General features: G+C 63.4%; 23 protein-coding genes. 13 read left to right on the plus strand and 10 right to left on the minus strand.

Features of this window, described 5'->3' with window-relative positions; genetic code table 11:
- The first annotated feature begins 426 nt into the window (after nt 1-426).
- Entirely contained in the window at nt 427-2,073 is a 1,647-nt protein-coding gene (locus Q8S60_RS05675; protein WP_305276700.1) for a choline dehydrogenase, read from the plus strand.
- An 82-nt stretch (nt 2,074-2,155) separates the two neighbouring features.
- On the opposite strand, the gene Q8S60_RS05680 is transcribed toward Q8S60_RS05675, so the two are convergent.
- Nucleotides 2,156-2,827 (minus strand): PAS domain-containing protein, encoded by a 672-nt coding sequence (locus Q8S60_RS05680; protein WP_305276701.1) that lies wholly within the window; start codon nt 2,825-2,827, stop codon nt 2,156-2,158.
- A 443-nt stretch (nt 2,828-3,270) separates the two neighbouring features.
- Between Q8S60_RS05680 and Q8S60_RS05685 the strand changes: the two genes are divergently transcribed.
- Complete coding sequence (locus Q8S60_RS05685; RefSeq protein WP_305276702.1) at nt 3,271-4,218, plus strand: hypothetical protein; 948 nt, start codon at nt 3,271-3,273, stop codon at nt 4,216-4,218.
- 75 nt (nt 4,219-4,293) lie between these two features.
- Here the strand turns inward: Q8S60_RS05685 and Q8S60_RS05690 are convergent, their stop codons facing one another.
- Nucleotides 4,294-4,725 (minus strand): DUF2147 domain-containing protein, encoded by a 432-nt coding sequence (locus Q8S60_RS05690; protein WP_305276703.1) that lies wholly within the window; start codon nt 4,723-4,725, stop codon nt 4,294-4,296.
- 158 nt (nt 4,726-4,883) lie between these two features.
- Between Q8S60_RS05690 and Q8S60_RS05695 the strand changes: the two genes are divergently transcribed.
- Entirely contained in the window at nt 4,884-6,650 is a 1,767-nt protein-coding gene (locus tag Q8S60_RS05695) for a methyltransferase domain-containing protein (protein ID WP_305276704.1), read from the plus strand.
- Nucleotides 6,651-6,679: 29 nt separating this feature from the next.
- Here Q8S60_RS05695 and Q8S60_RS05700 read toward each other — a convergent pair whose 3' ends face one another.
- A complete protein-coding gene (locus Q8S60_RS05700; RefSeq protein WP_305276705.1) occupies nt 6,680-7,153 on the minus strand; it encodes a DUF2147 domain-containing protein in 474 nt (157 codons plus the stop codon).
- A 164-nt stretch (nt 7,154-7,317) separates the two neighbouring features.
- Between Q8S60_RS05700 and Q8S60_RS05705 the strand changes: the two genes are divergently transcribed.
- Complete coding sequence (locus Q8S60_RS05705) at nt 7,318-7,635, plus strand: multidrug efflux SMR transporter (RefSeq protein WP_305276707.1); 318 nt, start codon at nt 7,318-7,320, stop codon at nt 7,633-7,635.
- Nucleotides 7,636-7,839: 204 nt separating this feature from the next.
- Here the strand turns inward: Q8S60_RS05705 and hfaB are convergent, their stop codons facing one another.
- The gene (gene hfaB / locus Q8S60_RS05710) at nt 7,840-8,868 is read right to left on the minus strand and encodes a holdfast anchoring protein HfaB (protein ID WP_305276709.1); all 1,029 of its coding nucleotides are present in this window, start codon (nt 8,866-8,868) and stop codon (nt 7,840-7,842) included.
- A gap of 357 nt (nt 8,869-9,225) precedes the next feature.
- Here hfaB and Q8S60_RS05715 point away from each other — a divergent pair, with 357 nt between their 5' ends.
- The 3 genes from Q8S60_RS05715 to Q8S60_RS05725 all read left to right on the plus strand — a co-directional run bounded on the left by Q8S60_RS05715 (nt 9,226) and on the right by Q8S60_RS05725 (nt 11,062).
- Entirely contained in the window at nt 9,226-9,846 is a 621-nt protein-coding gene (locus Q8S60_RS05715; protein WP_305276710.1) for a 2-hydroxychromene-2-carboxylate isomerase, read from the plus strand.
- A complete protein-coding gene (locus Q8S60_RS05720) occupies nt 9,839-10,654 on the plus strand; it encodes a rhomboid family intramembrane serine protease (protein ID WP_305276711.1) in 816 nt (271 codons plus the stop codon). Before Q8S60_RS05715 ends, Q8S60_RS05720 begins: the two co-directional genes overlap by 8 nt.
- A gap of 69 nt (nt 10,655-10,723) precedes the next feature.
- Nucleotides 10,724-11,062 (plus strand): DUF4389 domain-containing protein, encoded by a 339-nt coding sequence (locus Q8S60_RS05725; protein WP_305276712.1) that lies wholly within the window; start codon nt 10,724-10,726, stop codon nt 11,060-11,062.
- Here the strand turns inward: Q8S60_RS05725 and Q8S60_RS05730 are convergent.
- The gene (locus Q8S60_RS05730; RefSeq protein WP_305276714.1) at nt 11,046-11,729 is read right to left on the minus strand and encodes a TetR/AcrR family transcriptional regulator; all 684 of its coding nucleotides are present in this window, start codon (nt 11,727-11,729) and stop codon (nt 11,046-11,048) included. The genes Q8S60_RS05725 and Q8S60_RS05730 overlap by 17 nt on opposite strands.
- A gap of 111 nt (nt 11,730-11,840) precedes the next feature.
- On the opposite strand from Q8S60_RS05730, the gene Q8S60_RS05735 reads away from it, so the two are divergent.
- Entirely contained in the window at nt 11,841-13,274 is a 1,434-nt protein-coding gene (locus Q8S60_RS05735; RefSeq protein WP_305276716.1) for a carotenoid oxygenase family protein, read from the plus strand.
- Between the two features lie 185 nt (nt 13,275-13,459).
- On the opposite strand, the gene Q8S60_RS05740 is transcribed toward Q8S60_RS05735, so the two are convergent.
- Both Q8S60_RS05740 and Q8S60_RS05745 read right to left on the minus strand, forming a co-directional pair.
- Nucleotides 13,460-14,050, minus strand: a complete 591-nt coding sequence (locus Q8S60_RS05740; protein ID WP_305276717.1) for a GDYXXLXY domain-containing protein — start codon at nt 14,048-14,050, stop codon at nt 13,460-13,462.
- Nucleotides 14,047-15,342 carry a DUF2157 domain-containing protein gene (locus Q8S60_RS05745; protein ID WP_305276719.1) on the minus strand — a complete coding sequence of 432 codons (1,296 nt, stop codon included), beginning with the start codon at nt 15,340-15,342 and terminating at the stop codon, nt 14,047-14,049. The genes Q8S60_RS05740 and Q8S60_RS05745 overlap by 4 nt, the downstream gene beginning before the upstream one ends.
- A gap of 282 nt (nt 15,343-15,624) precedes the next feature.
- Here Q8S60_RS05745 and Q8S60_RS05750 point away from each other — a divergent pair, with 282 nt between their 5' ends.
- On the plus strand, nt 15,625-16,053 hold the full coding sequence (locus Q8S60_RS05750) for a CBS domain-containing protein (RefSeq protein WP_305276721.1): 429 nt from the start codon (nt 15,625-15,627) through the stop codon (nt 16,051-16,053).
- Nucleotides 16,054-16,057: 4 nt separating this feature from the next.
- Here Q8S60_RS05750 and Q8S60_RS05755 read toward each other — a convergent pair whose 3' ends face one another.
- The 3 genes from Q8S60_RS05755 to folE all read right to left on the minus strand — a co-directional run bounded on the left by Q8S60_RS05755 (nt 16,058) and on the right by folE (nt 18,606).
- On the minus strand, nt 16,058-17,146 hold the full coding sequence (locus tag Q8S60_RS05755) for a patatin-like phospholipase family protein (RefSeq protein WP_305276722.1): 1,089 nt from the start codon (nt 17,144-17,146) through the stop codon (nt 16,058-16,060).
- A 311-nt stretch (nt 17,147-17,457) separates the two neighbouring features.
- Complete coding sequence (hisI, locus tag Q8S60_RS05760; protein WP_305276723.1) at nt 17,458-17,895, minus strand: phosphoribosyl-AMP cyclohydrolase; 438 nt, start codon at nt 17,893-17,895, stop codon at nt 17,458-17,460.
- Nucleotides 17,896-17,976: 81 nt separating this feature from the next.
- Nucleotides 17,977-18,606, minus strand: coding sequence for a GTP cyclohydrolase I FolE (gene folE, locus Q8S60_RS05765; protein ID WP_305325543.1), 630 nt, complete (start codon nt 18,604-18,606; stop codon nt 17,977-17,979).
- Between the two features lie 545 nt (nt 18,607-19,151).
- On the opposite strand from folE, the gene cysS reads away from it, so the two are divergent.
- From cysS to thrS, 4 genes are all read left to right on the plus strand, one after another.
- Nucleotides 19,152-20,558, plus strand: coding sequence for a cysteine--tRNA ligase (gene cysS, locus Q8S60_RS05770; protein WP_305276724.1), 1,407 nt, complete (start codon nt 19,152-19,154; stop codon nt 20,556-20,558).
- On the plus strand, nt 20,559-21,056 hold the full coding sequence (locus Q8S60_RS05775; RefSeq protein ID WP_305276726.1) for an iron-sulfur cluster assembly scaffold protein: 498 nt from the start codon (nt 20,559-20,561) through the stop codon (nt 21,054-21,056).
- 256 nt (nt 21,057-21,312) lie between these two features.
- On the plus strand, nt 21,313-21,627 hold the full coding sequence (yidD, locus tag Q8S60_RS05780; protein ID WP_305276727.1) for a membrane protein insertion efficiency factor YidD: 315 nt from the start codon (nt 21,313-21,315) through the stop codon (nt 21,625-21,627).
- 9 nt (nt 21,628-21,636) lie between these two features.
- The gene (gene thrS / locus Q8S60_RS05785) at nt 21,637-23,595 is read left to right on the plus strand and encodes a threonine--tRNA ligase (RefSeq protein ID WP_305276729.1); all 1,959 of its coding nucleotides are present in this window, start codon (nt 21,637-21,639) and stop codon (nt 23,593-23,595) included.

A 23,595-nucleotide genomic window follows, 5' to 3' on the forward strand; every position in this document is an offset into this window, starting at 1 on the left:
TCGGGTGCGAGAAATCGCCCCTTGGCTTCGACGGCAACGCGGGGATACCGGCGGCGTTCTTCTTCCTGGTCGGGCTGCATCGGCTATGGCCTGTACATTGTCGAAAGCGCGAAAGCGCCGAATCTCCGGGCCAGAATACCCGCGTCACGGTTAATGATTTTTTACTGCGATGGTCTCGGCGTATCGAATATTTTCCCAATATGGACAAGCCTTTGGCTTATCCGCTTTGTGAAATTGACGCTTGCGTCAGCTTCCGCGATTCCCGACAATCGGCGAAATTCCGATCACTCAGGCAAATTGGCAGGGAATCGGGCAGGGAGCCGGCCATAAATGGAGCCGTGCGCCGCCGTCGCCACGCAGGCACCGGCCGCCACGTTTCCGGCGGCATCGCGAATGGCCAAACAACAAAGACCGGAAACAAAGCTTATGAGCGATTTCGACTACATCATCATCGGGGCGGGCAGCGCGGGCTGTGTATTGGCGAACCGTCTCTCCGAGAACCCGGCGAACAAGGTGCTGCTGCTCGAGGCAGGATCCAAGGACTCCAATTTCATGATCCATATGCCGGCGGGCGTCGGCAAGCTGATCGGAACGGACCTTGCCAACTGGTGTTACGACACCGAAGGCCAGCCGCATCTCAACAACCGCAAGCTCTACTGGCCGCGCGGGAAGGTGCTGGGCGGTTCGTCCTCCATCAACGGCATGATCTATATCCGCGGCCATGCGCGCGATTACGATATGTGGCGGCAGCTTGGCCTTGAAGGCTGGGGTTTTGCCGACGTTCTCCCCTATTTCCGCCGCTCGGAGGGCAACGAGAACGGCAACAGCGCCTTCCATGGCGGCGAAGGCCCGCTCGGCGTCAGCAACCCGCGCAAGACCAATGTGCTTTTCGAAGCCTTCGTCGAAGCGGGCAAGCAGGCCGGCCATCCCTATACGGAAGATTTCAACGGCCCGCAGCAGGAAGGCGTCGGTCCTTACCAGCTCACCATCAAGAATGGCCAGCGCTGCAGCGCCGCCAAAGGCTATCTCGTCCCCGCGCTCTCGCGTCCGAACCTGAAGGTCGAAGTCGAGGCGCTGACCTCGCGGGTGATCTTCGAGGGCAAGAAGGCGGTTGGCGTCGAATATACGCAGAAAGGCGAGACGAAAGTCGCCCGCGCGGCGAAGGAAATCGTCGTCTCCGGCGGCGCGGTCAATACGCCGCAAATTCTCATGCTGTCGGGCATCGGCAAGGGCGAGTATCTGCGCAAGTTCGGCCTCGATGTGGTGGCGGACCTGCCGGGTGTCGGCCAGAATCTGCAGGATCATCTCGACTGCGTCGTCATCAACGAATGCACGCAGCCGATCACGTTGCACAGCACGGTCAGCAATCCGCTCAAGCAGATCGTGAGCGGCATGCAATATACCTTCTTCAAGACGGGGCTTGCGACGTCGAACGGTCTCGAATCCGGCGGCTTCCTGAAGACGCGCCCGGAACTCGAAGTGCCGGACATACAACTTCACTTCGTCGCCGCCATGATGCGCGACCACGCGCGCATCAAGTCCGACCGTCACGGCTTCACCGTGCATATCTGCCAGCTCCGGCCGGAGAGCCGCGGTTATATCGGCCTCAAGTCGACCAACCCGTCCGACTATGCGCTGATCCAGCCGAACTATCTGGCGGCGGAATATGACCGCAAGGTGATGCGCGACGGTGTGCGCATCGTCCGCGATATCCTTTCGCAGCGCGCGATGGACCCTTATCGCGGACCGGAATTCTGGCCGGGTGCGGGCAAGCAGTCCGATGCGGAAATCGACGCCTGGGTGCGCGAGACGTCCGAGACGATCTACCATCCGGTCGGCACGGCGAAGATGGGCACGGATCCGATGGCGGTGGTCGATGCGAAGTGCCGCGTTCACGGGCTCCAGGGCCTGCGCGTGGTCGATGCCTCCGTGATGCCGACACTGGTCGGAGGCAACACCAACGCGCCGACGATCATGATCGCGGAGAAGATTTCCGACGACATGCTCGGCAAGGCGCCGCTGCCGGCTGAAAACGTCACGATTGCGGAAGACAGGATCGGCAACGCGGCCTGACGGACGTTTGCTTAAAAGACAAAAGCCGGTGTCGAAGGACACCGGCTTTTTTGCTGTTGGATTTTGGGCAAGAAGAGCAGGTTTAACCGTGTTCCTCGTTTCCGCCCAGCGCACCTTTCACGAGCCTGAGATATGAGCGCTCGCTCCGGAGCGGCGGCGTGCGGCCGGCGTGGCTTGCGATGCTCGAGATCGCGACGGGCGGTTTTTCAGCGAGGATACGGCGGGCGACCGTTGCGGCGGTTGGCGCGCGCTTCGGCATCCGTTCGGGGTCGAGGCGGCGCAGGCGGTCGATCCACTGGCGGGCGAGCAGCCGGTCACCGATCCAGGGAAACTGGTCGATCGGAACGGCGGCGCCCAGCACGCGGGACACCGAGCCGTCTTCATGTGCCAGCGGCAGCAGGATCATCTCGAAGGTTGCTTCACGCTTGTCGTTGGTGGCGGCGGTATATTCGACGACGCTGATGGTGGCGTTGGCGGTCACGTCCTCGAGCGCCTGTTTCAGATTTTCGACACAGTCGTCCTGCCACATGGAGAGCATGTTGTGGCCGCGAAATTCCATGCCGTAGACGCTGCAAAGGCCGGTGCCGGCAAGACGGAAGCGGTAATCGTTCCGGTCCTTCCGCTCCAGAATGAACACATAAGGCAGGATGCGGCGGATGTCGCCGGGTTCGATCTCGGCGCGGCGCGGCGCCGGGCGGCCTGCGCGGATGGCATTCCAGTAATCGAACAGCGCCTGGTTGGTCTTGTGCTTCATACCCGTCATCCCCTGCCGCACTTGACCCGTTCGGCGGGGGAAACCCCCGATTGCCCCAGAACGGGATACTAACTCATTCCTCGCGGATCGTCCCGTTTCGGGTCTCTCCGTCTTCCGCTGGTGCGCTTCCCGGTTCTCGTGTCGATCCGGTACGGCTTTCCTGGCGGACGAGGGGGTGGGAGCAGAAAGCGTGCCAGACGTTAACGGCTGGGACGCGACGAGGTGGGGCGAGGGCGGGAGAAGGTTGTTTTCACATGGAAATCAATGCCTTGCGGCGGGGATGACCGCGAAGGCGGGGAGGATCGTCAATTTTTGGGGCGGGGCTTGTGCCGGAAGGGTTCGGACGGCGGTGGTTTTCCGGTGCGGCATGGCTTCTGCATTCTTCCCGGCAGAACTCTCAACGACGCAGGCCAACGTGCCCTTTCGGGCCGGGAGTGTCAGGAATGAAAAAGATGAATGTCCCCCTTTCCAGCCGTGGGCTGGTCATGAGCTCGATGGCGGTCGGTGCCGCCCTGTTCCTTTATGCGCTGGCGGGTGCGAGCCCGGCCGCGGCCTGCGGCGGCGGCTGCACGCCTCCTCCGCCTCCCCCGAGCCACGATTGCGGCTGCGACGATGGCGGCGGCAAGGGCGGCAGCAAGAACTACAATTTCAACAAGAACTACAACTACAACAAGAACTACAACTACAATCACAACGAAAACACGAACATCAACAAGAACGTCAACAACAACCACAACGAGAACAACATCAACGTCGAAGTGAACGTCAACGCGAACTCCAACGCGAACGCTTCCGCGACGGCGACGGCCATCGCCAATGCCAATGCGGCGGCGGACAGCGCTTCGTCCGCTCTCGACCGCACAAGTTCGGTGGCCGTCGGTAACGGCAGCGGCGGCGGTTATGGCGGCGGCGGCTCGAGCTTCTACATCTCCGCGCCCCAGGCGGCGCCGATGGGTGCGCTCAATGTCATCGTCCGCACCGAGAAGGTCATGAAGCCGGTCAAGGCGATCTGCGTCAGTGCCAAGGGGCTCGAAGAGGCCGCGCGCATGAGCTCCAAGGTGACGGAGGTCAATCCGGACGACGACGTCGAGCTTTTCCACTGCGTCGCCGGCGACATGCTGGTCGCAACGCTCGGCCGCATGGCCGGCAAGGGCGAGGATGCACGTGCCGATTACACCGGCGGCTACGTCATCGAATGCCGCGCCGGCGAAGCGCTGCGCCACGGCTCGAACGGCATGCTCGCCTGCGTGCCGCAGCAGAAATACGGCTACAGCGAGATACCGGCCGCCACGCGCATGGCCTATGCGGAAGTCTTCATCCGCAAGAACGAGCGCGGCGAGGAAGCGGTCGCAACCGGCGGCGCCTTCTTCTCGGGCGGCGTGGGCTACTAATACGGTCAACCGGGGTGGGGACTACCGGGGCACGAGGAGCGGGGAGAGCGAAAGCTCTCCCCATTTTCTTTTCGTCTACTCGACCCGTTCCCAGGTCTGGGAGCGGCTCATTATTCCTTTCGAGCCGGTCACCTCGAGCTTCCGACCGCCGTCGAGGAGTTTCGCGCTCGCATTCGCCGTCTTGCCGTTGGCGGGGCGCAGGATCGTGCCGCCCGACCATTCGCCGCCCTTCGGCTTCACGTCCCACAGGATGACCATGCCGACAAGCGGCTGGTTCCTGCGGTCGCCGTCGCATTGCGAGCAGACCGTTTCGCCGTCGTCCAGCAATTCGACGATCTTGCCTTCGAGTGCGCCGTTCGTCTCGGCGATCTCGACGATTGTCTTCGCGGCGCCGGTATCGGGGTCGAATGTCCGCCATTTGCCGGCGGGAGAAGATGTGTCCGCCGCCGCAGGCATCGCAAACGCCGCCGTGAGCAGCAGCGTCGCCGTCAAACCTCTCAATGTCATGATTATCTCCTCCCGGCTATTTATTGGCAGTTACAGTGCCAATATAACGCGAGGTGGGCCCGATGCCAAGAGGATTGTGCCCGGTCCGTTGGGCGGGTCGCGCATACGGATTATTTCTTGTACGGTGTCGACCAGTCACGATTTCTGCGGGAGGAAAGGTGACGGTTCTTTCGGCACTCGACATTCGATTCGGGCGCGCTGGAGCGATGCTCCAGCGGCGGTATCTCGCTGAACGCGGCTGCCTGACGGCGCGTACGAACTTCGCCGAAAACGGCGCCGTCCCCTATGAAATTCCGAAATCGGCCGCTGCGAGGATGATGCGTTACTTCGTGCGCGAAAATGCAAGGCAGTTTCGTGCCGACGATTGTGCCGATGGATTTACTTCATCGGATCTTCCGGAAAAAACGGTCCGCAGGCTGAATGCGGAAAACACCTACTACGGCGTGCCGGATGAATCGGTTCAGGCAGCGCTGGAAGACTATCTGAAGCTGATCTCGGGAGCGGTGGCGGAGGAGCTTCTCGGTCATTTCAGCGTGGTGAATATCCGCGCCTGGGAAATGAAGCCAGGAGCGGCATTCGGTCCGAGCGCGTGGCATGTCGACGGATCATCGCCGTTTCTGACCAAAATAATGATCTATCCGAACGGAGCGAGTCCGGCGAAGGGATCGTTCGAGTTCTTCGACAGAAACGGTGTCCGGCGTCTTCTGGATTCCGACCAGCCGTTGGCGGTTCTGTTCGACAGCGCAGTATTGCTGCACCGGGGCGTGTCATCGCCGACGGAACGGCGGCCCGCTATTGAAGTTACACTGGCGCCCGACTTTGACACGACATCGTTCTTGGCGTTTGCTGGACAGAACGCGCGCTTTCCACATGCACATCTCCGGAAGCTGGAGGAGGGTCTGGAAGCCGCTTCCGGCGAGGTTCCTTCCAGGGTGCCGCCGGGAGGCGGTGCGGGCGGGGTATCGGGAATCAAATGTCAGCCGGTGGAAATATCTGAAATGTCGATGGTACAGTCTCATTCGCCCGATATGGATGCAGCCGCGTTCAACACGTCCGGCAAGGTCAATATTGGCGGCGGCCCGAACTTCCAACACGAAGGCTGGCTGAATTTCGACGAGTTTCCCGGTGCGGCCGAACAATCAGTCAAGCTGTCGGAGGAGACCGTGCTGCCGGTGCCTTCCGGCACCGTAGACATCGTCTATTCATCCCATTGTTTTGAGCATCTCCCCGAAGGCGCCATCGAGCGGTGTCTCGACGAGGCGTTGCGCATTTTGCGCCGGGACGGGCTCCTGCTGGTGAAGTTGCCGAGCTACGAGGCGATTCTCGAAGCTTACCGGAACGGCGATGCGGCCTTCTTCGATCTGTGGAATATCGGGGGCATTGCGTCGACGTGGGGAGCGCGACAGATCGAGGACAATCTTGCTAACCGCGCCTCGATGATATTCTGCGGTTTCTGGAACAGTGCCTATGGGCATGAGTTCGGCGGAATGCGGAAGCTGAAGAAGAAGTCTTTCCGCCGGTCGATCGTGCCGTTCTTTCGCGACGTGTTCGCGCGGATCACGGCCGCTTTCAGTGGAAAGAAGACGGGCACGCTCGCCGATGCCGAAGGCGCATCGGTGGGGCAGGCCGCGTATCACGGGCCGGCAGCGCTGCCCCTGCATGTCGTCGAAGACATATTGTCTCTCGATTCGCCGCGGGAAATCGCCCGGACCCTCCGGGCGCACGTCATCGCGACCGAGCCCGACCGCACCTTCAACCACCAATGCGCCTTCAGCGTTGCCGAATTCTCCGATCTGTTGAGCCAGCGCGGATTTGAATTGCTCACCACCGACAAGGCGCGCATTTGCAGCGGCTATGCAGATGTGCCGGGCATCCGGGAAATGTACGAGATCAGTTCATATTATCTGGCGAAGCCGAAAGGCTAGCGGATACTGCCGCCGTCCGGCTTCCTCGTTCACTCCACCCGCTCCCAGACTTGCGTGCGTCCGAGCATCGAGAAGCCGATATAACCACGGACGTTCAGCTTCTCGCCTCCATCCTGCAGTTTCACCGTCGCGTCGTAGGTGTCGCCGGATTTCGGATCGAGAATGGTCCCGCCGGTCCATTCGCCGCCTTCCGGTGCGAGACCCCACAGAACGGTCATACCCTTGATGGGCTGACCTTTCCGGTCGCCGGGACATTCGTCGCAGGTCGGGTTCGGATCCTGGCCTTCGCGGTCGAGCAGCTTCACGACCTTGCCCCGCAATTCGCCATCGGTTTCCGTAATCTCCACGATGCTCTTCGGGCGACCGGTTTCGTCGTCGATGGTACGCCAGTAGCCGGCGGGTGAGGTTTCGGACGTTGCAGCGAGAGCAGAGAGTGCCGTGTGCGAGGCAAGGGCCGTCAGCGTAGCGGCGGCGAGGACGATTACTGTATCGGTAGCAGACATGGTTCCCTCCATCGCTTCCCCGCCCTGAAAACGTCATGAAGGCCTTCAAGTTCCAGCCCTGTCTGCTATATATCGCGAGATCAGGGACGACCCTGTGTGGCGGAGCTTCGCTCCGTCATCCCATTCGCGGGGACGGCCTCGCTTCTTCCGACAGGAGAGGCGGCATGGCCTGGATTTATCTTCTCATCGCAAGCGCGGCGGAAATCGTCTGGGCCTTCACGTTGAAGGCGAGCGAAGGCTTTACGCGACCTTCCATGATTGCGTTGAACATCGCGGCGCTGCTTGTGGCGGTCTGGTTTCTCGTGCAGGCGATGCGCACCCTGCCGCTCGGTACGGCCTATGCGGTCTGGACAGGGATCGGCGTCGTCGGTGCGGCCATTCTCGGCGTCGTTCTTCTGGGAGAAAGCGCCTCGCCCGCGCGGCTTACCGCGATCGGCATGATCGTTGCCGGCGTCACGCTGCTCAAGGCGGTGGAGGGGTGAGGGCGGGGCGTTGAAAAAAGGGGGAGGGCAAAGCCCTCCCCAAGTGGTCTTCCGGAACGCGAGACGGAAACTCAAAGATCCCGTTCCGGTTGGCGGGCAAAGCTCCGCCGTAGCTCTCAAGGTTCGGCCGGAGGCCGCCGGGCCGAACAGGCTTGAGGGGTGGAGTCGGCTATGGGTGCCGGCAATTGCTGTGACTCAGGAGTTTCAGTAGGCGCCGCCGCGAAGGCCGCTGTCTTCGAAGACGGGCTCGTTGTAGTAGGCGTAGGGTTCGCTTTCGGCGGGCTTTGCAGCCATGCGCTGGGCGGGCTTCGCCGTCGCGGACGGATTGGCCTGGCGATAGTCGATCTCGCCCATCGGATCCTTGTTGCCGGGGAAGCGGGCGCAATCGGCGGGCTTCACGCCGTAGAGCGGAACAAGGAGCTTCAGGACCGCACGTTCGACGACGGCGCGCACCGCGAGCTGGATCGGCTCCTGGGCGCTGGAGCCAACGCCCAGCGAGAACAGGTTGCCGCCGAAGAAGTCGAACACGCCGGCCTTTATCTCGCGGCCGACGATCTGCTTCTGGTAGGACACATAGTCGACGACTTCGAGCGTGCGGCTGTTCACGAGGCGCAAGTCGAGGCCGATATTCATGACGTAGGTCGCAGCCGAAGCATTCGCCGCGGCGCCCATGTCGCCGCCTTCGGCGTAGGAGCCATTGATGCCGCCGGACTGGATGTTGAAATTCAATTCGGTGATGCCGCCGACGAGGTAGTAGTCGCTGCCGCGGATCTCGCCCGCATAGATCTTGCGGTATTCGCCGTCGACCGCGTCGCCGATGAGCTTGTTGTTGGTGTACTTCATTTCGAGTTCGGAGATCGACGTGTCGTAACGCTCGACCAGCGGCACGCCAGCCTTGCCGAGCGCCGACATCGCCATCAGCGAGGCGCCCTGCGTGACCTTCATGCCGGTGCCGTCGGCTTCGGCCTTGCCCGTGTAGTCGCGGATGTTGCCGACCGCGATGCGCGTCGTGTTGGCCGCCGACGGCACATGGCCGGCCAGGCAGCGCAGCGCGCTGGAATAGGGCGTCTCGTTGTTGATGACGGGAGCGTTGCCGATCGGAGCCACATAACGGCCGTCCGAACCCGCATTGGCGCTGACGCAGCCGGTGAGGGCGAATGCCATGGCGAGGGCTCCCAGCGTGCGCTTGGGCGTTCCCTTCTTCTTCGCGATCGACAGAACCGTTGTAAACACTTTGGCCTCCTGGTGGTCATCGGTCGAAGGTGAGCGCTGGCGATCATTTTTTCGATCTGCTCGGCGCGCCGCCGACCGTTCGGTTGCAGGGTGGATTGCAACCGGCATGCCAGCGCTTACCTTTTGTTAAGAACCGCAGAAAGCCTTGCTTTTTTCGGGTCGAACGGCGAAGGCGGGGAGCGGCTGAGCGAGCGCGCAACCGCTTCATTGCGAATCTGGCACGGCTTCCCCGTCCCGCTTCGATACGCGATGGGATCGTTGGACCGGGGCAGTACCGGAAGTTAAGGCGAATGCGTGTGGCGGGGTTGCAGGTGCAACGCGCGCGGGCGACACTCCGCGAAACGGAAATCGCATAATGTGAAGTGGACGGAAGCCTTGGCGACGCTCGAATTTTTCTTCGACTGCTCCAGCCCGTGGACCTATCTCGCCTTTGCCCGCGTCGAAGCGCTGGCGGAGCGGACGGGGGCGACGATCGAATGGCGGCCCATCCTGGTGGGAGGCGTCTTCAACGCGGTTAACGAAAGCGTTTACGAAGCGCGCGCCAACCCGCATCCGGTCAAAGGCCGCTACTACGTCAAGGACCTGCGGGACTGGGCGCGTTACTGCGGTGTCGAGATCGGCCAGCCGCCGGTCTTTCCGGTGCGTTCCGTGGATGCGATGCGCGCGGCCATCGTGGCGCAGGACGAGGGCAAGCTGCCGGCCTTCGCCTGGGCGACCTTCCGCAGTTATTGGGGCGACCTCAAGGACATCAGCCAGCCGGACGTGCTGGAGGAAATCTGCAATACGGCCGGGCTCGACTGGGCCGTCGTCGGCCAGCGCATCAAGGACGAGGATGTGAAGGCGCGGCTGCGGGCCAATACGGAAGAAGTGATCGCGCGGGGCGGCTTCGGCTCGCCGACCATGTTCGTCAACAAGACCGACATGTACTTCGGCAACGACCGGCTGCCGCTGGTCGAGGCGGCGCTTGCGAATGGTTGAGCCGGTGCAGAGGGAGATGGAGCGGGGCGAACCACCGGCATTCAATGTGCCCTGGCCCGTCGGCCTGCTGCTTGTGCTTATCGCCGGCGTTTTTCTGGCAATGAGCTTCTTGCCGCCGGAGGTGGCGGAGCAGGCGATATTGCTGTTCGCGCTTTTTCCCGCGCGCTATGCGCCGGAGACCGCCGCTCTCTACGGGGACCTGCCGGGCGGCCTCGCGGCAGCGATATGGAGCCCGGTCAGCTACACGTTCCTGCATGGCGGGCTGGAGCACCTGGTCGTCAACAGCGTATGGCTTCTTGCGTTCGGAACGCCGCTGGCGAGACGCTTCGGCGCATCGCGCTTCTTCATCTTCTATTTTGCGTGCGGCGCGGCGGGGGCCTTTCTTCACGTCCTTCTTTATCCGGGTTCGCCGATACCGGTGGTCGGCGCATCCGCCGCCATTTCGGGCCTGATGGGCGGCGCGGCGCGGTTCGTGTTCCTCGCGGGCGGGCCGCTTGGCGGGCTTGGCGGCCGCAGGGAGGTTTCGACGCGGCGCAGCGGAATTCTGGCGGCGCTGGGCGACAGGCGGACGCTGATCTTTGTCGGTATCTGGATCGGGCTCAACTTTCTCTTCGGTGCGACGCCGCTCAGCGGCGTGCTGGGCGTGACCGCGCAGGTTGCGTGGGAAGCGCATCTGGGCGGGTTTATTTTCGGTCTTCTGGCGTTCGGGCTGTTCGATCCGCTGCGCTTGTCGCCGTCGGGCGGGCCGGGCAATGTCGGTTACGGCGAATGGCTGGGCGACAACCGGCAGGACGAAAGCCGTCATTGAATCGGGGCCTGGCCGAACCACATATGGAAAAGGCCCTTTATCCGGGGGCTTTATTCAGGAGGAGGTCCAATGAGCGACACATCCGCATATCCGGGCGCAGAGCAGCCGGAGGGTCCGCGATCCGCCTACGACGAAACCGCTCCCGCCGGGCGCAGAGAATTGTGGATTCGCTTTCTCTACATGATCGCGTTCTGGTTTCTCGGCAACATCGCCTTTTCCATTGCGATCTTTCTCGGCGCCGTCCAGTTCGTCGTGATCCTCGTCAACGGCAACAAGAACGAGGAATTGCGGACGTTCAGCCGCAATCTCATTCAATATGTCTGGGAGTGCCTGGCGTTCGTCATCTTCGCGCGCGAGGAAAAGCCGTTTCCGCTCGGCAAGTTTCCGTCGGTCACCGGGCCTTTGTGATCGCGTCGAATTTCTTCAGGCCTTTCGGCGTCAGCAGGCCGCGCAGGACCGCTTCAGCCGTCACATGGAAGCGTTTCTCCGCGGCTGCGGCGCTGGCGTGAAAGCCGGCCAGCTCGAGGCTGCTCAGTCCGTGCACGGCGGCCCAGAGAGCGTCCGCCAGTATTTCGGACTCGATGTCGGCGGGGAAACTTCCCTCCGCGACGCAGGCTTCCACCGCATCCAGCAATGTCCGGTATGAGGGGTGGCGCGTGATGCTTCGCGCCGCCGGTTCGCCGCCGTCGGGAACGGCGTGGCGCAACGAGGCGGGCACGGGCAGGGTCGCGCTGATCATCAGCGCGTAATAGGACGGGTTCTTCAGGGCGAAGCTGCGATAGGCGCGCGCGAGATCGGCGAGCCAGAGCAAGGGCTCGGCGTTGCGCGGCACCGCCTGTTCGAGCGCGGCGAGACGGTCGAAGGCTTCCTCGAAGAGCGCGGTGACGAGCCCCTCCTTGCCGCCGAAGGCGGTATAGACGGCCATGGTCGATGTGCCGACCTTTGCCGCGAGCTTGCGCAGGGAGATGGCGTCGGGGCCGCCATGGACGAGCATTTCGCTGGCGGCATCGAGGAGGGCTTCACGCTGGGCCGTGCGACGGTTGCCGGCGGGCGATGTATGCGGCTCGATACTCATGCGCTCTCTATCGAACAGGCTTGACCTCAAGTCCAGCCCTAACTATAACGGAACCATAACACTGTTATAGGCCCTGCGCCATGCGCGCGGCAGAGGGGGAGGAGAGCAATCATGTCGAAGCCTTATCCGAACAATCCGTTTCTTCAGGCCAATTTCGCGCCGGTGCAGGCCGAGTGCGATGCGCCCGATCTCGTGGTCGTCGAAGGCGAATTGCCGCGCGAGCTGGCGGGCACGCTTTACCGCAACGGACCGAACCCGATGTTCCCGCCGCTCGGCAACCAGCATCACTGGTTTCTCGGCGAAGGCATGATCCATGCGATCAGCGTGGAAGACGGCAAGGCGAGCTACCGGAACAGATGGGTGCACACGGAGCAATACGAAGCGCAGCGGAAGGCGGGCCGGCGCCTGCTGCCGACGGGCTTCGGCGAAGCGCCGGTGGCGGGCGCGGAGACCGTGAAGCGCAATGTCGCCAACACCAACGTCGTCTGGCATGCGGGCAAGCTGCTGGCGCTGGACGAGGGAAGCTCGCCGGTGGCGATGGACGGCGACACGCTGGAGACGGCGGGGCCGTGGACCTTCGAGGGAAAATACCAGGGGCCGATGACGGCGCATCCGAAGTTCGATCCGAAGACGGGCGAGATGCTGTTCTTCGGTTACATGGCGGCAGGGCCGGGGACGCCGGACATTTCGTACCAGGTGGTGGACCGCAACGGCGCGCTCGTTCGCAGCGACATGTTCAAGGCGCCTTATGCGAGCATGGTTCACGACTTCATCGTGACCGACGAGCACGTGATCTTTCCGATCTTTCCGGCGACGATCGACGTCGAGCGGATCATGAAGGGCGGACCGACGATCGCATGGGACCCCGATGCCGGCACGCATATCGGCATCATGGCGCGCGATGCGAGCGTCGACACGATCCGCTGGTTCAAGGGCGATCCCTGTTATGTCTATCATCCGATGAACGCATGGACGTCGCATGAGGGCGGACGCACGCGCGTGATCGCGGACATGATGAAATACAGCCGCGTGCCGCTGTTTCCGAGCGCGGACGGCAGCAAGCCGCCGGCCGACCTTGCCGACGAGCAGAGCATACTGGTGCGCTGGACGTTCGATCTCGACAGCAATTCGGATTCGTACACGGAAGAAGTTCTGACCGATCTCGGCGGCGAGTTTCCGCGCTTCGATGAGCGGTTTGCGGGGCACAAGAACCGGCACGGCTATTACGCCGCGATGAAGAGGCCGAAAGAGGCGCCGGGCTCGTCCTACGACACGCTGGTGCATATCGATCTGGAAAGCGGCAAGCGGCGCGAATGGGAACCGGGCGTGGGAAAGTACCTGCACGAACCGGTTTTCGTGCCGCGAAAGGAAGGCGCGGCGGAGGGCGACGGGTTTATCGTTTCGCTCGCCTACGACACGGCGCGGAACATAAGCGACTTCGTTGTGATGGATACGGACGATATTTCGAGGGGTCCGGTGGCGCGTGTCCAACTGCCGATGCGGGTGCCTTTCGGCTTCCACGGCAACTGGCGAAACCGGGCATAAAGCGGGGTTATCCCCGCGACTGTCATCGAACTGTCACCTAACTGTCATGTGGGGTGCGCAGGCGACTTATCCCCGGCGGCGCGGATGTGCCGGTCGCCGGAAGGTACATTCGCCTGACCGACCGGCGGAGCATCCTTGCGCTCATGTCATGAAAAACGTGCGCGGGGATGTACGCGGCGGTGTCCTCAGAAAAGCGGTTCCTCGTAGACCGGCTCGCCGTCGAGGCGGAGGCCTTTGATCGCAGCTTCGCCGTCGCTGCCGAGGGCGACATCGACGGTGAGAGAACCGGCGTTACGCTGGTCTTCCAACTCGCGGCCTTCGCCCTCGGGTACGAAGTAGCTTTCGATGCCGTAGGCGACGGTTGCCGAGTTGCAATCGATGCAGGGCGCCTCTTCTCCATCCGCAGGCGCCGTGACGGGGCGTCCTTCGATCACCCAGGAAACGCGGCCGCGAATGATTTCGTTACCCGGCGACGGGTTGCGGCGTTCGCGCCATGCGGCGACGGGTTGCCAGATGGCTCCCGCGGGCGTCAGCTCGACATAGATCGTGTCGCCCTGCGCGAAACCGTCGTCGCCTTCGAGGGTATCGAGAGACAGCCGCGATATTTCATAGTTGAGGATGACGTAGTCGCCGCGAAAGATGTCGCGCGGGTCGATGGGTTCGGTCTTGAGGGTGACGACATGGTCCGAGCGGAGAAGCGTCACGCGATCCTGGATCATGGCGGCAAGGAAGAGCGACTGGCCGATGACGAGCGCGAGGCCGAAGCGGGAGGTCATGCCTGGCCTCCATCGGTTGCCGTTTTCACGAGGCGGCGGCGCATCCGCTCCATGACGAAACTGCCGACGATGAGAAGGATGCCGCCAAGCGCGAAGAAGAGGGCGGTGTCGAGAAGGTCGCCGAGGGTTTCAAAATAGAGGTAGAGGACTTCCGCCGCGAAGGCGACGAAGCCGAAATTGACGGCGAAGCGGCTGCCGCGCCCGGTGCCGTAGGAGACGAGCCAGGCGGCGAGCGCGAGGAAGGCGGCGGCGTAGAGCCACGGGATCGTTTCCTCCGCGCCGGATTTCAGAACAGGGAACAGGAGGGCGAGGAGAGCCAGCGCCCCGATGCCGGCGAGGTGGCGCGCTTCCAGCTTTCGTCCGGCAACGCAGAGCAAGGCGAGGCCCGCCACCAATGCCGCGGAGAGCGCCATTGCCGTGGGACCGATGGCCGTCGAGGCCTGCTCATTGTCGGTGGGCGCGGTCTGGAAGATCCAGAAGAGAACGAAGGCGAGCGCGACGGCATAGCTCTCCGCGATGGCGGCGAAGCGCGGGCCGCGCTCCGACAGGAGGACCGCCGCAAGCCAGACCGCCAGCATTTCCATGAGAAAGACGATGGCGAGTTGGGTTTCCGCCAAGCCGTATGTCTCGACGATCGCCTCGGCGTTCATCGCCTGCCAGATGAAGCCGGCGATCAGCGAGAGATGCAGGCCGGGCGCCCATGAAAGCCGCAGCGAGAGGAGGATGGCCGCCGCCCAGGGCAGCCAGAAGGCCCAGTGCGGGGAGGCGGTGCCGCCCATCTGCGCGACGAACCAGGTCCAGACGACGGCGAGCAGGATGCCGAGCGCGAGGGCAGGGCGCGAGGGAAGGAGCCATGCGGTGGCGAGAGCGGCGATGCACCAGGCGAGCACGCCTGCCGGATCGTCGGTGACGATGTGATAAATCTGCGCGACGAGCATGATGCCCGCGCCGAAGAGGCCGAGCCCGATCAGCACGGCGGCCTGCGCGAAGGCCGGATGATCGCGCTTCTGGAGGATGAAGGCGGCGACATAGGCCGCCCACATGGCGCCGAAGATCATGACGAGTTTCGCGAGCTTCGAAATCTCCGCCCAGTTGGCGGCGACGAAACTCATGACAGCGAAGCCGATAAGGACCGCGCCGAGAATGGCGAGGACGCCCGGCATGCGGCGCGCCGTTGCGGGCTCGCTCGCGGATTGCAGGATGGCTTCGGCATTGCCGGCGGTGACCCAGCCCCGCTCGATCCACAGATCGAGATCGCGCTTCAGCCGCTGCAGATAGACGCGCTGCCACATGGGAAGGCTGTTTCCTTTTTTACCGGAACGGGAGAGCGGGTCTGCGGGGGGACTCAGTCGGGCACGCGCCGATTATCGGGCGGGGAGGCAGGAAGTCAAAGGGGCCGGTTGACGTCGGGGGAACAAGGGCGGAATCGCGCCATTTATGTGCTTGCGCTTGCCCGCTGCGGCGGAATGCCGCATCATTTCCCCAGAGGCGGTTGCCGGTGCGGCTGGGGGGCTGCGACGGCGGGGGCCGATCTCGCCGGTACAAACCGAACGGCCCAACTGGGAGGAGACGCCATGAATGTTGCCGCGATTTTGAAGGCCAAGGGCTCCGATGTCGTGACGGTGAGTCCCACCGCGACATTGGGCGAGATTGCGGTCCTGCTCAGCGAGCGCCGCATCGGCGCGGTCGTGGTGATGCAGGACCGAAAGGTTCTGGGCATCGTGTCCGAACGCGACGTGGTGAAAGCCATCGCGCGGAACGGCGCGCAATCGCTCAATGCGCCGGTGCGCGACGTGATGACGGCCCGCGTCGTCACATGCGGCCTCAACGATTCCATCGACGAGCTGATGGATTCGATGACGATGGGCCGCTTCCGGCATCTGCCCGTGATCGAGGGCGGCGAGCTGGCGGGCATCGTGTCCATCGGCGACGTGGTGAAGCACCGGATCGCCGAGACGGTGATGGAGACGGAAGCGCTGCGGCTCTATATCGCCAACGGCTGACGCTCTACTGCATGATCTCGATGGTTTCGAGGATCTGAGGGATCGCCTCTTCAGCGGCCTCTTCGCCGAGCCGTATCAATTCGTCGGCACGGTCGAAATCGAGCAGGCTCAGGTGGCCGACGCGCGGCGCGATCATGATGTCGGGCGGGTCGCCCGCCATGCGCATGCGGGCCAGCCTGTCCTGCACGATGTTGAGCGAGGCGAGCATGACGCTGGCGATGCCCGGGCCGCGCCGATTGCCGCCGATGACACGGCGCATCAGCTCGCGTTCCGGGTTGCGCTTCCAGGTGAAGTTTTTCAGGCTCTGCCTGATCCGGTCGGCGACGGCGGGTGTCGTTTCCGCGGCGTCCTTCACAAGCTCGGCGGCACCTTCCGAGGCGTCTTCTTCTTCCTGCTCCGCATCTTCCTGCAGGTTCAGTTCCTCCTCGATCCTGTCCTCGATGTCGTGGAACAGATCGTCGTCGGGCAAGGGTGGCGGCGAGGAACGGATATAGCCGGGATGGACCGCCTCATGCGCGCGGCGGCGCGCGGCGGGGTCGAAGGGATCGGTGTTGAGATTGACGGCGATGACGACGCGGGCGCCGAGCGCGCGGGCGACGGAAACGGGGACCGGGTTCACCAGCGCACCGTCGATCAGCCAGCGGCCATCGACCGCGACGGGCGCGAAGACGCCGGGGAGCGCATAGGAAGCGCGGATCGCCTGAATGAGGTTTCCCTTGTGCAGCCAGAGTTCGTGGCCGGTGGTGAGCTCGGTCGCGACGCCGACGAAGGTCCGCGTCAGGTTTTCGATGTCGATGTCGGAAAGCTGTTCGCGCATCAGTTCGGCGAGCTTGGAATCGCCGATGAGCCCGGAGGAGCGGAAACGGAAATCGAGCAGGCTCAACATGCGGCGGCGCGTCAGCGAGCGCGCGAAGTCCTCAAGCGGCTCGAGCCTGTCCGCGACGAGACAGCCGCCGACAAGCGCACCGATGGAGGTGCCGGAGACGATGTCGGGCTCGATGCCGGCGCGCTTCAACGCTTTCAGGACGCCGATATGCGTCCAGCCGCGCGCTACGCCGGCGCCGAGAGCTATGCCGATTTTGGGGCGGGGCATGCGGAACTGCTTCATGGTCAAGAGGACTTGCGACAAACAATATAGCGGACCGCCCGAGCGGCGGTTTCGTTTTATATGGGTGGCAATTGTGACGAAATTCGAGCGCGGAGGGCGAGGCGTTCGGCAGTAACAATCAAAAACATCAATCGTCATGCCCGGGCTTGACCCGGGCATCCAGGGCGAGGAGGTGAGGCGCAAGAGTCTTGTGAAGAGAGACGCCGCTTTGCGGCTACTGGATTGCCGGGTCAAGCCCGGCAATGACAAGTATTAGGTTGAGTGAAGAGTATCGGGTTTAACCGCCAGTGTTGAGCTTAGTGGTCGTGGCTGTGCAGCTTCGTCGCGCCTGTGGCTTCGAGTTTCGCGGGCTCGCCTTTCGGGACGCGGCGGTAGAAGCAGGAGCGGTAGCCGACGTGGCAGCAGCCGCCATCGCCCGCGACATCGACCTTGAGCCAGACGGTGTCCTGATCGCAGTCGGTGCGGAGTTCGACGACGGTTTGCACCTGGCCCGAGGTGTCGCCCTTGTGCCAGAGCTCGTTGCGCGAGCGGCTCCAGTACCAGGCTTCGCCGGTTTCGACGGTGCGGGCCAGCGCCTCGGCGTTCATCCATGCGACCATGAGGAGCTCGCCCGTCTTCGCGTCGGTCGTGACGGCCGTGATGAGGCCGTCGCGGTCGAATTTGGGTGAGAAGGTTGTGCCTTCCTCAATTTCCTGCGCGGTGCCGCGCGGGGCGAAGGGGGATGTGCCAGTCATGTCTCTCGTTTCCAATTGAAAAAGGCCCCGCCATTCAGATGAAGGCGGGGCCTCTTGTCAAAGCCGGATGGCTTTTGAAGGTCAGTATCCGCGGATCATCTGCATGAACCGGGCTTCCATGCGGGGATCATCGCGGAAGACGCCGGTGAACTGCGTGGTGATGGTGGCGACATCCGGCTTCTTGATGCCGCGCGTCGTCATGCATTGATGCTTCGCCTCGATGAGGATGGCGACGCCCTGGGGCTGCAGCGCGCGGTTGATCGTATCGGCGATCTGCGCCGTCATCGTCTCCTGCGTCTGGAGGCGGCGGGCGTAGATCTCGATCACGCGGGCAAGCTTCGAAATGCCCACCACCTTTTTGGTCGGCACATAGGCGATATGCGCGCGGCCGAGGATGGCGACCATGTGATGCTCGCAATGCGACTCGATGTTGATGTCGCGGAGCATGACCATGTCGTCATAGCCCTCGACTTCCTCGAAAGTGCGGGTCAGTTCCTTGTAGGGGTCTACGTTGTAGCCCTCGAAGAACTCTTCATAGGCGCGCACGACACGGCCGGGCGTGTCGATCAGGCCTTCGCGGTCCGGATTGTCGCCGGCCCAGGCGATGAGAGTGCGGACGGCGGCTTCGGCCGCCTCGCGGGAGGGCTTTTCGACGTGCGTCAGGCGCTCGTCCTCCGTCGGGGCCCGAAGCCCATCAACTGCAGCATTCATGTCCATTCGACCAATCTCGTTTAGGGGTTTCCCGGCCATACAGCCCTTCTTCGGGGCCGTTTGTCCGGTTCAAGTCACAGGCGGTTCCGTTGCCGGGACCGCCCATTTTGCCCATCAAGCACGGGGTCTTATGCCATGCTGAAGCTGATGTGACATCGTCTCAACCATGCATATAGCCTTGCGGAAAGGGGCTATCAAGGGTGCGTGAAACGCAAGGTTGCGCAAAATGGGGGTTCGGTCCGGGGCGTAATTTCCGGTCTTTGGACGCAGAAAAGCGGCTGCCGGTTCTCTTTCGCGGCGTTTTTGGTTAATTCTTAAACCTTGCCGGGCAGCATCGGCTCGGCTAACAGAGTGGCAGACGGTCCACAGGATTTGATGGTCATGACGCGCCGGACGACATGTTGTCGAACTTCGCTCCACCCCTCCTTCGTTTTTTGGGGCGGATGCGCGGACTGCTGCGCAGGCACCCGCACCGCCGACTGAGGGCCCGTGAGGAAGGCGGGCCGCCAGGGAAGCCCACGCCGAACCACATCAAGGCCTGACCGATGAATACCCAGCCCAACAAGTTGAAGCTCTCGCTCTACAACACGCTGACGCGGCAGAAGGAAATCTTCGAGCCGGCGGAGCCCGACCGCGTGACGATGTATGTCTGCGGGCCGACGGTCTACAACCGCTCGCATATCGGCAACGCGCGGCCGGCCGTCGTGTTCGACGTGCTGGCGCGGCTGCTCCGGCGGCTTTACCGGCATGTCGTCTATGCGCGGAACATCACCGACATCGAGGACAAGATCATCGCCGCCGCGAAAGAGGCGGGCGTCGATATTTCGGTCATCACCGAGAAATACGCGCGGATATACCGCGAGGACATGGGCGCGCTCGGCGTGCTGGCGCCGGATATCGAGCCGAAGGCGACGGAGAGCATCGCCGAGATGATCTCGATGATGGAGCGGCTGATCGCGAGCGGGAACGCCTATGCGGCGGAGGGGCATGTACTCTTCAACGTGCCGAGCTTTGCGGAATACGGGCGGCTTTCGGGGCGGGACCGCGACGACATGATCGCGGGCGCGCGCGTCGAAGTGGCGCCCTACAAGAAGGACCCGGCGGATTTCGTGCTGTGGAAGCCGTCGACGCCGGAGCAGCCGGGCTGGGACAGCCCGTGGGGACGCGGGCGGCCGGGCTGGCATATCGAATGCTCGGCGATGATCGAGAAGCATCTGGGCGAGACCATCGACATTCACGGCGGCGGCATCGACCTGCAGTTCCCGCATCACGAGAACGAACTGGCGCAATCGTCCTGCGCGCATGGGCGGGCGCCGCTCGCGCGGTTCTGGCTGCATAACGGCTTCGTGAACATGGGTGCCGAGAAGATGTCGAAGTCGCTCGGCAATGTGCTGCTGGTGCATGAGCTGATCGCGCAGGCGCCGGGCGAGGCGGTGCGGCTTGCGCTGCTCAACGCGCATTACCGGCAGCCGCTGGACTGGTCGGACGAGGGGCTGGCGCAGGCGAAGCGGATGCTCGACCGGCTTTACGGCGCGCTGCGGGGGCTTTCGGACGTGAAGGCGGAACCGACAAGCGATGCGGCGCCTGATGCCTTCATGGAGGCGCTGGCCGACGACCTCAACACGCCGAAGGCGCTGGCGGTGCTGTTCGACCTCGCCAAGCGGGCCAATACGGAGACGGACCCGGGCACGAGGGCGCAGCTGAAGGCGGCGCTGATCGGGGCGGGGCGGCTTCTGGGCGTGCTCGAAATGGACCCCGAAGCCTGGTTTGCAGGGGCGGGGGCGGCTTCCCATATAGACGGGGACGAAGTGGAGCGGCTGATCGCGGCGCGCAATGCCGCGCGCAAGGCGAAGGATTTCGCCGAGGCCGACCGCATCCGCGGCGCGCTTGCCGAGATGGGCGTGGCGATCGAAGATGGGCCGCAAGGCACAAGCTGGAGAGTGGCGAGCTAGATGCTCAACGAGATCTACAACAAGCGCATTCTCGAACTCGCATCGGATATTCCGCATGGCGAGCGGCTTGCCGCGCCCGACGCCTCGGCGACGGCGGTGTCGAAGCTGTGCGGTTCGAAGGTGACGGTCGATGTGAAGCTCGACGGCGACCGGGTTGTGGATTACGGCGCGGATGTGAAGGCATGCGCGCTGGGGCAGGCGTCGTCCTCCATCATGGCGCGGCATGTGATCGGTGCGAGTGCCGCCGAGCTGCACGAGGTCGGCGCCGCGATGCGGGCGATGCTGAAGCAGGGTGGCGAGCCGCCGCGCGAAATCTATGGCGGCAAGTGGAAAGACCTCGAGGTGCTCGAGCCGGTGCGCGAATACAAGGCCCGGCACGCCTCGACGCTGCTGGTATTCGACGCGGTGGAGGAGGCGGTGGAAGCCGCGCTTGCCGAAAAAGGGAGTGGTACTGCGCCGCAGACCGGGACCCTCACTAGCACCGGCCCGGCCGCTTAGGCGCCGGGCCCGACCGCTCCCGCGCGACATGCGCCCGGGCGGCTTTTCCCAGACGAATCAGACGGATAGGCCGAAAGGCGCCGACGGCGCCTGCAAGTTGTGCCGATTCCGATTAAAAGCTAACAAGTGCGTGTAACCGGAGCGGGATCGCTCTTCTTCGAATCGCAATCCCGCTCCAGTCCTTTTGTTTGTCGCGCAATTTATGGGCGAACTGCTGCGCATTTCGCCCGATTGCGCTTAGGGGACTTCCGATCCCATGCGGCGCGATCCTTTGTCGCTCATCATGCGCGGGCTGATCCGGTTCTATCAGTGGTTCATATCGCCGCTGATCGGGCCGAAATGCCGGCATTTGCCGACCTGCTCGGACTATACGATGCAGGCGATCGAGCGCTTCGGGGCATGGCGTGGCGGATGGCTGGGGCTGGCGCGGATCGCGCGGTGCCACCCATGGGGAAGCCACGGCTTCGACCCGGTGCCGGAGCGGCTGGCGGACCAGCCTTTCTGGGCGCCGTGGCGATATGGAAGCTGGCGGATGGAAGAACAACGCGACTGCACGCACGGAACGCATTGAGAGAGACACATGATAAAGCTGAAACTTCCAGACGGTTCCGTTCGCGAGCATGAGGCGCCGCTTGACGGGCTCGCCTTTGCCGAGAGCATCGCAAAGTCGCTGGCGAAAAAGGCGGTCGCGATCAAGATCGACGGCCAGATGAAGGACCTCTCGACGGTGATCGACCGCGACGCCGCGGTGGAGATCGTCACGCGCGAGACGCCGGACGGCGTCGACCTGCTGCGGCACGATGCCTCGCATGTGATGGCCGAAGCCGTGCAGGAGCTTTTTCCGGGCACGCAGGTGACGATCGGGCCGGTGATCGAGAACGGCTTCTATTACGACTTCGCGCGGGCCGAACCCTTCAAGGCGGAAGACCTCGAGAAGATCGAACAGCGGATGCGCGAGATCGTGGACCGCGACGAGACGATCACGCGCGAAGTGTGGGACCGCGATGAGGCGGTCGCGTATTTCCGAAAGATCGGCGAGCATTACAAGGCGGAGATCATCGCTTCCATTCCGGGCGGTGAGCCGGTTTCGATCTACCGGCAGGGCAACTGGCTCGACCTGTGCCGGGGGCCGCATCTGCCGTCGACGGGCAAGCTCGGCAAGGCGTTCAAGCTGACGAAGCTCGCCGGCGCCTATTGGCGCGGCGACAGCCGCAACGAGATGCTTCAGCGCATCTACGGGACGTGCTGGGCGAACGACAACGACCTCAAGGCCTATCTGACGATGGTGGAGGAGGCGGAGCGCCGCGACCATCGCAAGATCGGCCGCGAGATGGATCTGTTCCATCTGCAGGAAGAGGCGCAAGGGTCGGTCTTCTGGCATCCGAAGGGCTGGCGCATCTGGCAGGCGCTGGAGCAATATGTCCGCAGGCGGATCGATGCGGCGGGCTATGTGGAAGTGAGGACGCCGCAGCTTCTCGACTCGAAGTTCTGGGAGCAATCCGGCCATTGGGGCAAGTATCGCGAGAACATGTTCGTGGTGCCGGACGAGGTGCCGTCGACGGATGAGGACGCGCCTGTCCTCTCCGGCAAGGCGAAGCTCATGGCGATCAAGCCGATGAACTGCCCCGCGCATATCCAGATCTTCAAGCAGGGCGTGAAATCCTACCGCGACCTGCCGCTGCGCATGGCGGAGTTCGGCTGCTGCCACCGCAACGAGCCGCATGGCGCGCTGCACGGTCTCATGCGCGTGCGCCAGATGACGCAGGACGACGCGCATATCTTCTGCACGGAAGACCAGATCAAGGAAGAGACGGAAGCCTTCGTGGCGCTGCTCGAAAGCGTCTATGAGGATATGGGCTTCACGGGCACGAAGCTCAGGCTTGCGACGCGGCCCGATGTGCGGGCCGGTACGGACGAGACGTGGGACAAGGCGGAGAAGGCGCTGGAGGAAGCGTTGCGCGCGCTGGGCAAGGAGTTCGACTTCGCGCCCGGCGAGGGCGCGTTCTACGGGCCGAAGCTCGAATTCCACCTGCGCGACGCCATCGGCCGTTCGTGGCAGCTCGGCACGCTGCAGCTCGACTTCGTGCTGCCGGAACGTCTCGATGCCTCTTATATCGGCGAGGACGGCAACAAGCATCGCCCGGTGATGCTCCATCGCGCGATCTTGGGGTCGCTCGAACGCTTCATCGGCATCCTGATCGAAAACTATGAGGGACGCTTCCCGCTCTGGCTGGCGCCGGTGCAGGCGGTGGTGACGACGATCACGTCGGATGCCGATCCCTATGCCGAAGAGATGCTGCAGAAGCTGCGCGATGCGGGTATCCGGGCGGAGCTCGATCTTCGGAACGAGAAGATCAACTACAAGGTGCGCGAGCATTCGGTAGCGAAGGTGCCGGCGATCTTCGTGGCCGGCAAGCGCGAGGCGGAGGAGGGGACGGTTTCGATCCGCCGTCTCGGCTCGCAGCAGCAGCAGACGATGAAGCTCGACGAGGCGATCAAGGCGCTGGCCGAAGAGGCGACGCCGCCGGATTTGCGATAG

It is taken from the genome of Parvibaculum sp., assembly GCF_030694575.1.
GTDB lineage: Bacteria > Pseudomonadota > Alphaproteobacteria > Parvibaculales > Parvibaculaceae > Parvibaculum.

Bases quoted from the DNA above. Each gene is read 5' to 3' on its own strand.
- Q8S60_RS05675 (WP_305276700.1), top strand. From the start codon at position 427: ATGAGCGATTTCGACTACATCATCATCGGGGCGGGCAGCGCGGGCTGT.
- Q8S60_RS05680 (WP_305276701.1), bottom strand. From the start codon at position 2,827: ATGAAGCACAAGACCAACCAGGCGCTGTTCGATTACTGGAATGCCATC.
- Q8S60_RS05685 (WP_305276702.1), top strand. From the start codon at position 3,271: ATGAAAAAGATGAATGTCCCCCTTTCCAGCCGTGGGCTGGTCATGAGC.
- Q8S60_RS05690 (WP_305276703.1), bottom strand. From the start codon at position 4,725: ATGACATTGAGAGGTTTGACGGCGACGCTGCTGCTCACGGCGGCGTTT.
- Q8S60_RS05700 (WP_305276705.1), bottom strand. From the start codon at position 7,153: ATGTCTGCTACCGATACAGTAATCGTCCTCGCCGCCGCTACGCTGACG.
- Q8S60_RS05705 (WP_305276707.1), top strand. From the start codon at position 7,318: ATGGCCTGGATTTATCTTCTCATCGCAAGCGCGGCGGAAATCGTCTGG.
- Q8S60_RS05720 (WP_305276711.1), top strand. From the start codon at position 9,839: ATGGTTGAGCCGGTGCAGAGGGAGATGGAGCGGGGCGAACCACCGGCA.
- Q8S60_RS05725 (WP_305276712.1), top strand. From the start codon at position 10,724: ATGAGCGACACATCCGCATATCCGGGCGCAGAGCAGCCGGAGGGTCCG.
- Q8S60_RS05730 (WP_305276714.1), bottom strand. From the start codon at position 11,729: ATGAGTATCGAGCCGCATACATCGCCCGCCGGCAACCGTCGCACGGCC.
- Q8S60_RS05735 (WP_305276716.1), top strand. From the start codon at position 11,841: ATGTCGAAGCCTTATCCGAACAATCCGTTTCTTCAGGCCAATTTCGCG.
- Q8S60_RS05740 (WP_305276717.1), bottom strand. From the start codon at position 14,050: ATGACCTCCCGCTTCGGCCTCGCGCTCGTCATCGGCCAGTCGCTCTTC.
- Q8S60_RS05745 (WP_305276719.1), bottom strand. From the start codon at position 15,342: ATGTGGCAGCGCGTCTATCTGCAGCGGCTGAAGCGCGATCTCGATCTG.
- Q8S60_RS05750 (WP_305276721.1), top strand. From the start codon at position 15,625: ATGAATGTTGCCGCGATTTTGAAGGCCAAGGGCTCCGATGTCGTGACG.
- Q8S60_RS05755 (WP_305276722.1), bottom strand. From the start codon at position 17,146: ATGCCCCGCCCCAAAATCGGCATAGCTCTCGGCGCCGGCGTAGCGCGC.
- hisI (WP_305276723.1), bottom strand. From the start codon at position 17,895: ATGACTGGCACATCCCCCTTCGCCCCGCGCGGCACCGCGCAGGAAATT.
- folE (WP_305325543.1), bottom strand. From the start codon at position 18,606: ATGAATGCTGCAGTTGATGGGCTTCGGGCCCCGACGGAGGACGAGCGC.
- cysS (WP_305276724.1), top strand. From the start codon at position 19,152: ATGAATACCCAGCCCAACAAGTTGAAGCTCTCGCTCTACAACACGCTG.
- Q8S60_RS05775 (WP_305276726.1), top strand. From the start codon at position 20,559: ATGCTCAACGAGATCTACAACAAGCGCATTCTCGAACTCGCATCGGAT.
- yidD (WP_305276727.1), top strand. From the start codon at position 21,313: ATGCGGCGCGATCCTTTGTCGCTCATCATGCGCGGGCTGATCCGGTTC.
- thrS (WP_305276729.1), top strand. From the start codon at position 21,637: ATGATAAAGCTGAAACTTCCAGACGGTTCCGTTCGCGAGCATGAGGCG.